This is a genomic window from Aquimarina sp. AWH4_224 (assembly GCF_056160245.1).
On the sequence record NZ_JBSWWU010000003.1, the window covers coordinates 491,511 to 504,391 of the forward strand.

At 38.0% G+C, this 12,881-nt stretch carries 12 protein-coding genes; 3 read left to right on the forward strand and 9 right to left on the reverse strand.

The window, feature by feature from the left end:
* Positions 1–7: 7 nt before the first annotated feature.
* The 9 genes from rpsS to rpsL all read right to left on the reverse strand — a co-directional run bounded on the left by rpsS (position 8) and on the right by rpsL (position 6,206).
* Positions 8–286: a 30S ribosomal protein S19 gene (gene rpsS, locus ACXAGJ_RS08360; protein ID WP_024770876.1), complete on the reverse strand. Its 279-nt coding sequence runs from the start codon at positions 284–286 to the stop codon at positions 8–10.
* Between the two features lie 6 nt (positions 287–292).
* A complete protein-coding gene (rplB, locus tag ACXAGJ_RS08365; protein ID WP_073316851.1) occupies positions 293–1,117 on the reverse strand; it encodes a 50S ribosomal protein L2 in 825 nt (274 codons plus the stop codon).
* Between the two features lie 9 nt (positions 1,118–1,126).
* Positions 1,127–1,417 (reverse strand): 50S ribosomal protein L23, encoded by a 291-nt coding sequence (rplW, locus tag ACXAGJ_RS08370; RefSeq protein WP_073316849.1) that lies wholly within the window; start codon positions 1,415–1,417, stop codon positions 1,127–1,129.
* Positions 1,418–1,422: 5 nt separating this feature from the next.
* Positions 1,423–2,052 carry a 50S ribosomal protein L4 gene (gene rplD / locus ACXAGJ_RS08375; protein ID WP_474838836.1) on the reverse strand — a complete coding sequence of 210 codons (630 nt, stop codon included), beginning with the start codon at positions 2,050–2,052 and terminating at the stop codon, positions 1,423–1,425.
* Positions 2,052–2,669 carry a 50S ribosomal protein L3 gene (gene rplC / locus ACXAGJ_RS08380; protein ID WP_073316845.1) on the reverse strand — a complete coding sequence of 206 codons (618 nt, stop codon included), beginning with the start codon at positions 2,667–2,669 and terminating at the stop codon, positions 2,052–2,054. The genes rplD and rplC overlap by 1 nt, the downstream gene beginning before the upstream one ends.
* Positions 2,670–2,878: 209 nt before the next feature.
* Positions 2,879–3,184, reverse strand: a complete 306-nt coding sequence (rpsJ, locus tag ACXAGJ_RS08385) for a 30S ribosomal protein S10 (RefSeq protein ID WP_010181931.1) — start codon at positions 3,182–3,184, stop codon at positions 2,879–2,881.
* Between the two features lie 11 nt (positions 3,185–3,195).
* The gene (gene fusA / locus ACXAGJ_RS08390) at positions 3,196–5,322 is read right to left on the reverse strand and encodes an elongation factor G (protein ID WP_474838840.1); all 2,127 of its coding nucleotides are present in this window, start codon (positions 5,320–5,322) and stop codon (positions 3,196–3,198) included.
* A 12-nt stretch (positions 5,323–5,334) separates the two neighbouring features.
* A complete protein-coding gene (gene rpsG, locus ACXAGJ_RS08395) occupies positions 5,335–5,811 on the reverse strand; it encodes a 30S ribosomal protein S7 (RefSeq protein ID WP_073316841.1) in 477 nt (158 codons plus the stop codon).
* A gap of 20 nt (positions 5,812–5,831) precedes the next feature.
* Positions 5,832–6,206, reverse strand: a complete 375-nt coding sequence (gene rpsL / locus ACXAGJ_RS08400) for a 30S ribosomal protein S12 (RefSeq protein WP_024770883.1) — start codon at positions 6,204–6,206, stop codon at positions 5,832–5,834.
* Between the two features lie 526 nt (positions 6,207–6,732).
* On the opposite strand from rpsL, the gene ACXAGJ_RS08405 reads away from it, so the two are divergent.
* The 3 genes from ACXAGJ_RS08405 to ACXAGJ_RS08415 are packed head-to-tail and all read left to right on the forward strand — an operon-like array spanning position 6,733 to position 12,807.
* Entirely contained in the window at positions 6,733–9,990 is a 3,258-nt protein-coding gene (locus ACXAGJ_RS08405) for a SusC/RagA family TonB-linked outer membrane protein (protein WP_073316839.1), read from the forward strand.
* 17 nt (positions 9,991–10,007) lie between these two features.
* Positions 10,008–11,729, forward strand: coding sequence for a SusD/RagB family nutrient-binding outer membrane lipoprotein (locus tag ACXAGJ_RS08410; RefSeq protein WP_474838843.1), 1,722 nt, complete (start codon positions 10,008–10,010; stop codon positions 11,727–11,729).
* Positions 11,730–11,766: 37 nt separating this feature from the next.
* Entirely contained in the window at positions 11,767–12,807 is a 1,041-nt protein-coding gene (locus ACXAGJ_RS08415) for a hypothetical protein (RefSeq protein WP_474838845.1), read from the forward strand.
* The last annotated feature ends 74 nt before the right edge of the window (positions 12,808–12,881 follow it).

Consider the following 12,881-nt stretch of genomic DNA (forward strand, 5'->3'; position numbering starts at 1 on the left):
GCTTAAATTATTTTTTACCTTTATTTTTAGCACCAGCATGTCCTCTAAATGAACGAGTTGGCGAAAATTCTCCTAATTTATGACCTACCATGTTCTCTGTAATATATACAGGTACAAACTGTCGACCATTATGAACTGCAATTGTTTGCCCTACAAAGTCAGGAGTAATCATAGATGCTCTAGACCAAGTCTTGATAACAGACTTTTTGTTAGCCTCTACATTAGCAGCTACTTTTTTCTCTAACTTATAGTGAACGTAAGGTCCTTTTTTTAATGAACGTGCCATATCTTATTATTTCTTTCTACGTTCTACAATATACTTATTACTCGCTTTCGTCTTAGAACGGGTTCTAAATCCTTTTGCAGGAAGACCTTTTCTAGAACGTGGGTGACCTCCAGAAGAACGTCCTTCACCACCACCCATTGGATGATCTACCGGGTTCATCGCTACTGGTCTTGTACGTGGTCTGCGACCTAACCATCTAGATCTACCAGCTTTACCACCAACGATCAATTGGTGATCACTGTTAGATACTGCACCGATAGTTGCCATACAGTTAACCAATACCATTCTCACCTCGCCAGAAGGCAACTTTACAGTTGCAAACTTACCATCACGAGCCATCAATTGAGCAAAAGAACCAGCACTACGCGCCATAACAGCACCTTGACCTGGTCTTAACTCTATACAAGAAATAATAGTACCTAATGGGATATCACTTAAAGGCATTGCGTTACCAATTTCTGGTGCTACATTGTTTCCAGAAACAATGTTTTGCCCTACTTGAAGTCCATTTTGAGCGATAACATAGCGCTTCTCACCATCTTGGTAATTTACTAACGCTATAAAAGCAGTTCTGTTTGGATCATATTCGATTGTTGCAACGGTAGCAGGGATTCCATGCTTATCACGTTTAAAATCGATGATACGATACCTTCTCTTATGACCTCCACCTTTGTAGCGGATTGTCATTTTTCCTTGACTGTTTCTACCTCCAGATCTTTTCTTCGGAGCTAATAAACTCTTCTCCGGCTTATCAGTAGTAATTGCGTCAAATCCATTTACTACTCTAAAACGCTGACCTGGGGTAATTGGTTTTAATTTTCTTACTGACATTTTCTAGTCTTAAAGATTACTATATAAATCAATTACATCACCTTCCGCCACCTGTACAATTGCTTTTTTATAAGCGCTTGTTTTACCAGTGATCATACCAGTTTTGGTATAACGAACCTTGCGATCCGGACGGACATTTATTGTGCGAACTTTAGTAACAGATACACCATAAGCAGCCTCAACTGCCTTTTTGATCTCTACCTTATTCGCTTTCTTATCTACTACAAAACCATAGCGGTTATACACTTCACTATCGTTAGTAGCCTTTTCCGTAATAATAGGTTTTATTAAGATACTCATGGCTTCTATTTACTTAAATTCGTTTCAATTCCTTTCAAAGAACCTTCCAAAAGCACAACGCTGTTTGCATTAAGTATTTTGTAAGTACTTAATTCTGAAGCAGTTATAACTTCTGAACTTTTCAAATTGCGCGACGACAAATATACATTATTATTTGACTCTGCCAACACAAACAAAGATTTTTTGTTTTCAAGCCCTAATGACTTCAAAATTGCTGTAAAACTCTTTGTCTTTGGAGCATCAAAATTAAAGTCTTCGATAACGGTTATCGCCTTGTCATTTGCTTTGATACTTAAGGCAGATTTACGTGCTAATCTTTTTAAGTTCTTATTTAATTTAAAAGAGTAGTTACGTGGTCTTGGACCAAAAATTCTACCTCCTCCTTTAAAAACAGGAGACTTGATACTACCAGCTCTGGCAGTTCCCGTTCCTTTTTGTTTCTTTATCTTTCTGGTACTACCAGCAATCTCAGCTCTTTCCTTAGCTTTATGAGTTCCCTGACGTTGATTCGCCAAGAATTGTTTCACATCTAAGTATACAGCATGATTGTTTGGCTCTATACCGAAAACAGCATCAGAAAGGTCTACCTTTCTTCCTGTTTCTTTTCCGTTTATATCAACAACTGCTACTTTCATTACTTCTGAATCGTTACATAAGTGTTTTTATGACCAGGAACGCATCCCTTTACCACAAGTAAGTTCTTTTCTGGAACTACTTTTAACACTCTTAAGTTTTGAACTTTTACTTTTTCTCCACCCATTCTACCTGCCATACGCATTCCTTTGAATACTCTTGCAGGGTAGGATGCAGCACCAATAGAACCAGGAGCTCTTAATCGGTTGTGCTGTCCGTGAGTTGCTTGTCCAACACCGCCAAAACCATGTCTTTTTACAACCCCTTGGAAACCTTTACCTTTTGAAGTTCCTGAAACGTCAACAAACTCTCCTTCTGCGAAGTGTTCTACTGTTATCGTGTCACCTAATTTGTACTCCTCATCAAAACCTTTAAACTCGACAACTTTACGCTTAGCAACAGTTCCTGCTTTTTTAAAGTGACCTAAAGCCGCTTTTGAAGCATTTTTGTCTGCTTTGTCATCGAAACCTAATTGAACAGCATCGTAACCGTCAACCTCATTGGTTCTGACTTGGGTAACCACGCATGGCCCAGCTTCGATCACCGTACATGGAATATTCTTTCCATTCTCGTCGAAGATGCTGGTCATACCGATCTTTTTTCCTATTAACCCAGACATATTTAAATTATTTATTAATTATTCTTATTTAAAGTCAAAACTAGATCTTGACTTCTCTTCATTCTTTCACAAAAAAACAGGGCTAAAAACACTTTCAACCCTGAAATGTATTTTTGCCGTTTTTCCCTCGCACGCAGCTTGGGACATGTTGTTTCGACTCCGCTCAGCAATTTAATATCAACTATTGTTGAGCGGAGTCTAAATCAATATTATACTTTGATCTCTACTTCTACCCCACTTGGTAATTCCAACTTCATCAACGCATCAATCGTTTTTGAAGAAGAACTATAGATATCCAAAAGTCTTTTGTAAGAACTTAATTGAAATTGCTCTCTTGACTTTTTGTTTACGTGTGGAGAACGTAGAACCGTAAAAATTTTCTTATGTGTTGGTAAAGGAATTGGCCCAGTTACTACAGCTCCTGTACTCTTTACCGTCTTTACGATTTTCTCAGCAGACTTGTCTACCAAGTTGTGATCGTAAGATTTTAGTTTTATTCTGATTTTTTGACTCATTTCTGTAATAATTAAGCGTTAACTCCTTTTGCAGCTGCAATTACTTCTTCTGAAATATTAGAAGGAGTCTCTGCATAGTGAGAAAATTCCATCGTAGATGTTGCTCTACCAGAAGACAATGTTCTTAATGAAGTTACATAACCAAACATTTCTGAAAGAGGAACGATCGCTTTCACAACCTTAGATCCTGAACGATCACTCATATCGTTAACCTGACCTCTACGTCTGTTCAAATCTCCTACGATATCACCCATGTTTTCTTCTGGAGTTAATACCTCCAATTTCATGATAGGCTCCATGATTACAGCTCTTGCAGCTTTTGCAGCAGCTTTGTAACCTAACTTCGCAGCCAATTCGAATGACAATTGATCAGAATCCACATCGTGGTAAGAACCATCGGTAAGTGTCACTTTCATTGCATCCATTTCATATCCAGCCAAAGGTCCATTTTTCATAGCCACTTTGAATCCTTTTTCTACAGAAGGGATAAATTCCTTAGGAACGTTACCACCTTTAATCTCAGAAACGAATTCAAGACCAACTTTACCTTCTTCAGCAGGCTCCATAGTAAATACGATATCTGCGAATTTACCACGACCACCAGACTGCTTCTTGTACACTTCTCTATGTTCTGCACGAGCAGTAATAGCCTCTTTGTACTCAACCTGTGGTTGCCCTTGGTTAACCTCTACTTTAAATTCACGCTTTAAACGGTCAACAATAATATCTAAGTGAAGCTCACCCATTCCAGAAATAATAGTCTGTCCTGAAGCCTCATCTGTTCTTACAGTAAATGTAGGATCTTCTTCTGCCAATTTAGCCAAAGCCATTCCTAATTTATCTACGTCAGCCTTTGTTTTTGGCTCTACAGCGATACCAATTACCGGATCAGGGAAGTCCATTGATTCAAGAACAATTGGATTCTTCTCATCTGATAATGTATCTCCAGTTTTAATATCTTTAAAACCTACAGCTGCACCAATATCTCCTGCCTCAATATATTCAATTGCATTTTGTTTGTTAGAGTGCATCTGGTAAATACGAGAAATACGTTCTTTCTTTCCAGAACGGTTATTCAACACGTAAGAACCTGCATCCAATCTACCTGAATACGCACGGAAGAAAGCCAAACGACCTACGAAAGGATCTGTAGCAATCTTAAATGCTAATGCAGAAAACGGCTCCTTAACATCAGGCTTACGAGAAATCTCTTCATCTGTGTTAGGATCAGTTCCAACAATTGCATCCTTATCCGTTGGAGAAGGTAGGTAACGACATACAGCATCTAATAAGAACTGTACTCCTTTATTTTTAAAAGCAGAACCACATACCATTGGAATAATAGACATATCCATTACCGCAGCTCTAAGTGCAGCATGCACTTCCTCTTCGGTAATAGACTCCTCGTCTTCCATGTATTTTTCTAAAAGATCCTCGTCATAAGCAGCTACCTCTTCGATAAGCTTACCTCTAAGTTCTTTTGCTTCAGCTTTTAGCTCTTCAGGAATGTCGATAACATCAAATGTTGCTCCTTGAGTTTCATCATGCCATACGATAGCACGGTTCTTCACAAGATCAACAATACCTTTAAAATCAGCCTCTTCACCGATATTCAAAACGATAGGAACAGCATTTGATCCTAACATTTCTTTTACCTGATTACAAACCGCTAAAAAGTTAGATCCCTGACGATCCATTTTGTTTACAAATCCCATTCTTGGAACTTTGTAATTATCAGCTAGCCTCCAGTTAGTTTCAGATTGAGGCTCTACACCATCAACTGCACTAAATAAGAAAACTAATCCGTCAAGTACACGTAAAGAACGATTCACCTCTACGGTAAAATCAACGTGTCCCGGAGTATCAATAATATTGAAGTGGTATCCTTTTGCATCTGCAGTTGGTTTACCATTTTCGGTTGGGAAGTTCCACGTACAAGTGGTAGCAGCAGAAGTAATTGTAATACCTCTTTCCTGCTCTTGCTCCATCCAGTCCATAGTAGCCGCACCATCGTGCACCTCACCTATTTTGTGACTTACACCAGTGTAATAAAGAATACGCTCTGTAGTCGTTGTCTTTCCTGCGTCAATGTGCGCAGCAATTCCTATGTTTCTTGTATATTTTAAATCTCTAGCCATTTCTGTTATTGATTAAAATCTAAAGTGTGAGAATGCTTTATTTGCTTCAGCCATTTTGTGAGTATCAACTCTTTTCTTAACCGCAGCTCCTTCTTCTTTTTCTGCAGCGATAATTTCTGCAGCAAGTTTTTGAGCCATAGATTTTTCGTTTCTCTTACGAGCAAACTGAATCAACCACTTCATAGCAGTAGATATCTTACGGTCTGGTCTGATTGGATTAGGAATTTGAAAAGTAGCTCCACCAACTCTTCGGCTTCGTACTTCTACGTGAGGCATTACATTAGACAATGCATCTTTCCACATTTCTAATGCAGTTTTTTCCTCATTTTGTTTTTTCTGATCTACGATATCAATCGCATCATAAAAAATCTTGAAAGCAACAGATTTCTTACCATCCCACATCATCATATTTACAAAACGAGTCACTAATTGATCGTTAAAACGAGGATCTGGTAAAATCGGTCTTTTTTTAGCCTTTCTTTTTCTCATTTCTTCTTAAAGTTTTTTAATTACTTTTTAGGGCGTTTTGCACCGTATTTAGATCTACGTTGTGTCCTACCTTCAACACCAGCGGTGTCCAAAGCTCCACGAACAATGTGATATCTAACTCCCGGTAAATCTTTTACCCTTCCACCTCTAACTAATACTATCGAGTGCTCCTGGAGATTGTGACCTTCACCACCGATGTATGCATTCACTTCTTTTCCATTAGTTAACCTAACACGCGCTACTTTACGCATCGCAGAATTTGGTTTCTTAGGAGTAGTAGTGTATACACGAGTACATACACCGCGACGTTGCGGGCACGAATCCAAAGCAGCCGATTTACTCTTCTTAGTTATTTTGGCTCTACCTTTTCGTACTAATTGTGAAATTGTTGGCATAATTTGCTTTACACTATTATTAAAAATTTTAAAATATCCCTTTAAAAGGGCTGCAAAGGTAGAAATATTTTTGAGCAAATCAAATCCTAGTACATTAATTTTTAAAGAATTAAAAATCCTTACGAAAACACCCCATAAATAAGAATAGCAGAAAAACTCATTTTCAGAATCCACTAACCACATTCTAACCAAAGAACTCATAGTATATATGGTAAGAAAAACAAAGCCACTACATTCTAAAAATTGAAAACAAAACTTGACCAAATAAAAAAGATTGTAAATTTTGTTTTACCAAAACAAACAACTAACCTACAGTCAGTTCTAAAAAGAGTTTAAAATTATCCGTCTGATTTTCAGCTGTTAAGACAATCAATCACAAAGTTTAAAAAGTTGAAGAAGTCCTCTTAAATTATCATAAATTAACAGATAAACCGTAACAAAAAACGTTAAAAAAATCTAAAAGAACAGCTGTTAGTTATTATTTATTATCAACTTTGAAGTTGGCTAATTCTAATAATTAAAATAAATGAAATCACCGACAAATCGAATGCTGGTGCTATTCCTAGCGCTGGTAGTGCACCTCTCGTATGCACAAGAAAAAACAATCACAGGAACAATAACAGATGATGCAGGCTCACCTCTACCGGGAGTAAACATCATTGTAAAAGGAACAGACTCTGGAACACAATCAGACTTTGACGGAAAATACAGTATTGAAACTGCTCAAGGAAGTACTCTTGTATTCAGCTTCCTTGGGTTTACTAACAAGGAAGTACTGGTAGGCGCATCAAATACTATTGATGTGCAATTAGAATCTTCAACCTCGGAACTCGAAGAGGTAATTGTAACTGCGCAAGGTATTCGCCGTGAGAAACAAGCACTGGGATACGCAGTAGCAGAAGTAAAAGATGAACAATTAGAACAAAGAGCAGAAGGAGATATCGGTAGGGTACTCTTCGGAAAAGCCTCAGGTGTAAATATCACACAACAAAATGGACTTTCTGGATCAGGTACCAATATCGTAATTCGAGGCCTTAGTTCTTTTAGCGGTAGTAACCAACCTCTATTTATTGTAGATGGTGTTCCTTTTAGTAGTGACACCAACTCGCAAGGAGGTAATGATGGAGATAGTCAGAATGACTTTATTGATGGTAACTCAGGATCAAGTAGATTCCTAGATCTGGATCCTAACAGTATAGAAAGTGTAAACGTACTAAAAGGTTTGGCAGCCGCAACCCTTTATGGCACTGCAGGACGTAATGGTGTAATTCTTATCACCACCAAAAATGGTTCTACAGGTGGAGCCCTAAAAAAGAACGAAGTGACCATAACCTCTTCATTCTTCTTTAATGAAATTGCCTCCTTGCCCGATTACCAAGATCAATTTGGTAATGGATTTGACCAGGCTTTCGGATGGTTTTTTAGTAACTGGGGACCAAGTTTTGATAGAGATGGTGTTGCCGGCTGGGGAAATGGAATTAACTCAGACCCTAACAGAGGATTCAACGAAGACGGAACTCTAGCTCACCCATATAGCACAGCAGCTTCTGCTACAGGAATCCCAGCAGCATTCCCACAATTTGCAGGTGCAAGATATGAATGGAGACCTTATGATAGTGTAGAAAACTTTTTCAGAACAGGAACAGTTTCTAATACCGCAATCAACTTTAGAGGAACTACTGCAGATAACACTTTAAGTTATAATGCCAACTATAGTTATCTGGAAGATGAAGGTTTCACTCCAGGAAACACTTTAAGAAGAAACACACTTGGTTTTGGAGGAAAAGCACAACTATCCAACAAAATCACGCTTTCGAATACATTAAACTATTCTAAAACAGATTTCCGAACTCCACCAGTATCGGCGAGTAGAGGTAACGGATCTTTTGGAACAGGTTCATCAGTATTTGGAGAATTGTTCTTTACCCCACGTAGTGTTGACTTAATAGGATTACCGTTTCAGAATCCAATAGACGGATCCAGTGTTTATTATCGTCAAAACAACAGTATACAGCACCCACTATGGACAGTAAACAACGCCTTAAACCGTCAAACTACCAATCGTGTATTTGGTAATGGAACTATTCAATACGATATCAACGATAATATAAATCTGGTATACCGTTTTGGTTTGGACAACTATACCGAATCAAATGTCAACCAACAAAACAAAGGTGGAGTAAGTGATGATGCTTCCTTACGAAGTGGTATTTATCAAACATGGACTAATATCAACACCATTTTTGACCATAACTTTATCGTTAATGGTAGCTACTCTCTTAGCGAACAAGTCGGAATGACTTTTAACCTAGGTGCAACAAGCCGACGAGAAGTTTTTGAACGTAACGGTGTTGCTAGTAGTGATCAACAGGTGTTTGATGTTTTCAGACATGTAAACTTTGCCAATCAAAACGAAATAGAGTTCAAACAAGAAAGAAATATTGTTGGTTTATATGGACAAGCAGATTTTGACTACAAAAGAATGTTATATCTTACAGTTGCAGGAAGAAATGACTGGGTATCAAATCTAAGTTCTGCCAACCGCTCTATCTTTTACCCTAGTACCAGTGTATCTTTCTTACCAACAACCGCAATAGAAGGACTAAGAACTGATAACGGTATTAACTACCTTAAAATAAGGGCAGGTTATGGAACTTCAGCAAACTTCCCAACCGGATTCCCGGTAGCTACCACTCTTGACTTGGACACTCAAAACTTCCAGGATTCTGGAACAGATATCGTAACCAACTCTGCAGCACCTAGACTAGGAAATCCAGATCTGAAGCCAGAACGTCTAAACGAGATCGAATTAGGGATCGAATCAAGGTTTTTTAGAAATAGAATCTCATTAAACGCTTCTTATTATAACAGAATCACCAAAGACTTAATCATTGACAGACCACTAGATAACTCTACCGGTGCTACAGTAACCAGTGAAAACATTGGAGAAATCAAAAGTGATGGTTTAGAAATTGATTTAGGCATCGATATTATTCAATTTCCAGACAATGGATTCAATTGGAATACCAATATCAATTTCACCACCAACGAAACTACCGTAGAAGACCTTGGTGCTGATACCGATATTATTGTGTATTCTGGTTTCTCAAACCTTGGTAATGCTGCTATCGAAGGAGAGCCTCTTGGTGTTATAGTAGGTAGCCGAATAGAAAGAGATGCCAATGGAAACTTTTTGGTTAACGATGCTGGTAATTACAGAGAAGAAGAGGGTACTTTCGTAATTGGTGACCCTAACCCGGATTACTTATTGAACGTAAACAACTCATTCTCTTACAAAAACTTCAACTTAAGCTTCTTATTTACTTTTGTTAAAGGAGGAGATATCTATTCAAGAACAGTATCTACTTTATTAGGAAGAGGACTAACCACTGATACTGTTGACAGAGAAAACACGTTTATCTTACCTGGAGTAAGAGAAGATGGCTCTCAAAACAACATTCAGATCAACAATTCAACATTCTATTTCTCGAATGTATTATTTGGACCTGATGAACTAGGTGTTTTTGACGGAACAGTACTACGATTACAAGAACTTTCTTTAGGGTATTCATTACCAACAAAATATTTAGACAATACACCTTTTGGTTCACTTAGCGTGAATCTTACAGGATATAACTTATGGTTTGACGCCTTCAATATTCCTGATGGAACGAATTTCGATCCTAACGTAGCTGGATTAGGAGTAGGTAACGGTAGAGGTTTTGACTTTTTGAATGGACCAAGTTCAAGAAGATATGGTATCAGTGTTAAAGCTTCTTTCTAATCAAAAAAAACAACATCATGAATACAATAAAATTGACATATAAAATATCACTCATAGCAATCCTCTCGATAGGAATGTTATTTACCTCTTGCGAGAGTTTAGAGCTTGATTTGGCAGACAATCCAAATCAATTAACACCTGATCAATCCAATCCAGATTTATTTCTGAATTCTATACAAGTAGACTTTGGAAAAGTTGTTGAGCGTTTTGGAGCTATTGCCGGGCAGGTTACCCGAATAGACAATATGTTTGGAAGAAACTACCAAAACACTTATTCACCAGCTGATTTTAATGATGTCTGGAGTGGTTCCTACCAATCAACTGGAGAATCTTTTGATGATCAAAATGGACATAGCCAAACCTTTAATGGTATTCTGGCGGATGTTAGAGCTTTGGAACCTCTTGCCATAGATGGAGAACTTTATCATCACTTAGCTATAAGCCAAGTAATTGAAGCATATACTATTGTTACCTTGGTAGACTTTTTTGGAGATGTTCCTTACACCGAAGCTGTTCAAGGAAGCACTGGTAATTTAAACCCTGTAACAGATAGCGGAGCAACAATATATGCTGCTGCACTGGAATTACTAGACGAAGCCATTATAAATTTTGAAAGAGATGTAACTAACGAACCAGAAAATGATTTTTACTATAGTGGTGATTGGGACAATTGGATTAAGGCTGCTAATACCTTAAAAATGAAAATCTACCTGCAACGCAGGCTTGTAGACAACAATGCTATTGCTGATTTTAATGCTATTGTTACTTCTGGAGATTATATTCAAACTGCTTCGGAAGACTTCCAGTTTTCCTGGGGAGCCAATGAAATTCAACCAGATAACCGCCATCCTAGATATGCAAACAATTATGAAGGTGATGGTGCCGACGAATACCTATCAAATTGGTTAATGAACCAAATGTCTAATAATGACGATCCAAGAATTAGATATTACTTTTACAGACAAACCAATGCAGTACCAGGAGCAGAAATTGCCCCTAATGAAGAAACACTAAGTTGCTCCTTAGAAAGTGCTCCTCAACATTATATTGACGGTAATTTTACATTTTGTTTTCTAAATAATGGATACTGGGGGCGTGATCATGGAGATGATGATGGAACACCTCCAGACGGATTCCTAAGAACGACTTTTGGAGTTTATCCTGCTGCAGGTCGATTTGACGATAGTAGTTTTCAAGGTATCTCTCAAGGAGATGGAGGACAAGGAGCTGGTATTACTCCGATCATCCTATCTTCATGGGTAGATTTCATGATCGCAGAAGTCGCTATGTTAAACATGGACATTCCTGGTGCAAGAACTGCACTAAATAACGGATTGACTAAATCAATAACAAAAGTTGCCACTTTTGGAGCTTTAGACACTTCTGCAAACTTATCGTTTGAACCTAACGCAGCTGCTATTTCTAGTTTTGTTAATGATCGCCTTGCTGATTTTGATGCTGCAGTAACACCTGATGACCGTTGGGATGTAATTGCAGAACAATATTGGGTAGCATTATTTGGTAATGGTATTGATTCTTACAACTTTTATCGTCGTACAGGTTATCCTACCACATTACAACCTAATATTGAACCTAATCCTGGGAATTTGATAAGATCTTTCTTTTATCCGGCAGATCTTGTTACCAACAATTCTTCAGTACAACAAAAACCAAATACGGATCAAAAAGTTTTTTGGGATACTAACCCTGATTCCCCAGCTTTCCCTCCAGCGAACTAAAATGAATAGCATTTAGGAATCATAAAAAGACAAAACAATGAAAAGATTTTTTAAATATATAAACATAGCACTACTAACTGTAATCATGTTAGGTTGTAGTGGCGATGACAAAACCGTTGATGACGTACTTGCAAATGTAACAAGCGGGGCGGTTTTGAGAACGATTGATATTGACAACAATCTAGTCTACAATGATATAACCTTATCCTTTGAGACCGGATCTAATTATGTACTTACCATTGAAGAACAGGATGCACAACAAGGTGAACTCCTGGAATCTATTGAAATTTCTGCTCGTTTTGTAGAAAACACAAGAGTAGACACCAATATGGATGGAACAATTGATGATGATGACGCTGATCTTACAACCCAAGTGGGCGTAATTCGTACTTTGACGGCAGCAGACTTTCAACCCGGTAGCCGAGGAGTACCTATTACCGAAATTACATTCACAGCTGATGAACTTGTTACATTCACCGGAGTAGATGAAGCTTTAATAGAAGGAAGAGACGACTTTGAATTGAACTTCGTACTAACACTAACTGATGGACGTACTTTCTCTGAAGACGATGCCAGTGGTAACGTATCTGGAGGTTCTTACTTTTCTTCACCATATACCTATAGAACACCTATAGCATGTGCAATCACCGAAAGTCTTGCCGACACTTACACATATCAGATAACTGCTCTAACTTCTGCCCCGGGAGGAAGAAGTAATTGCCCTGCTCCTCCTCTATCAGGCCAGGTGACATGGGAAGAAACGGATACTCCTGGAGAATACACCACATCAGATATTAGTTTTGGACAATTTGATAGCTGCTATATGGATGTTTTCAGTTCTATTACTTTTGATGACGTGCAAATTGTTTGGGATTGCATCAATTTGGTAGCAGAAGGAACTATCGAAACCGTAGAAACTGCAAATGGTAACGAAGATGAATTTTCTTATGTATACACCATTGTTTCTACTTCTGGTTCTGATATGACATTGGACTTTAGCAACTCTGCTGGAGATCGAGGAACTGTAATTCTTACCCGACCAGACGGCAAAGTTTGGCCAGCATTATTAACTCGATAATTACAGATTATTCCTACAAAAAAGATAAAAAAATGAATATTTAGTAAAAAAACACTCGAATCATAAGTTTTTTA

Coding starts and splice junctions, on each gene's coding strand:
- rpsJ (WP_010181931.1), bottom strand. CDS start 3,184: ATGAGTCAAAAAATCAGAATAAAACTAAAATCTTACGATCACAACTTG.
- ACXAGJ_RS08410 (WP_474838843.1), top strand. CDS start 10,008: ATGAATACAATAAAATTGACATATAAAATATCACTCATAGCAATCCTC.
- ACXAGJ_RS08405 (WP_073316839.1), top strand. CDS start 6,733: ATGAAATCACCGACAAATCGAATGCTGGTGCTATTCCTAGCGCTGGTA.
- rplW (WP_073316849.1), bottom strand. CDS start 1,417: ATGAGTATCTTAATAAAACCTATTATTACGGAAAAGGCTACTAACGAT.
- fusA (WP_474838840.1), bottom strand. CDS start 5,322: ATGGCTAGAGATTTAAAATATACAAGAAACATAGGAATTGCTGCGCAC.
- rpsG (WP_073316841.1), bottom strand. CDS start 5,811: ATGAGAAAAAGAAAGGCTAAAAAAAGACCGATTTTACCAGATCCTCGT.
- rpsL (WP_024770883.1), bottom strand. CDS start 6,206: ATGCCAACAATTTCACAATTAGTACGAAAAGGTAGAGCCAAAATAACT.
- rplB (WP_073316851.1), bottom strand. CDS start 1,117: ATGTCAGTAAGAAAATTAAAACCAATTACCCCAGGTCAGCGTTTTAGA.
- rplC (WP_073316845.1), bottom strand. CDS start 2,669: ATGTCTGGGTTAATAGGAAAAAAGATCGGTATGACCAGCATCTTCGAC.
- rpsS (WP_024770876.1), bottom strand. CDS start 286: ATGGCACGTTCATTAAAAAAAGGACCTTACGTTCACTATAAGTTAGAG.
- rplD (WP_474838836.1), bottom strand. CDS start 2,052: ATGAAAGTAGCAGTTGTTGATATAAACGGAAAAGAAACAGGAAGAAAG.
- ACXAGJ_RS08415 (WP_474838845.1), top strand. CDS start 11,767: ATGAAAAGATTTTTTAAATATATAAACATAGCACTACTAACTGTAATC.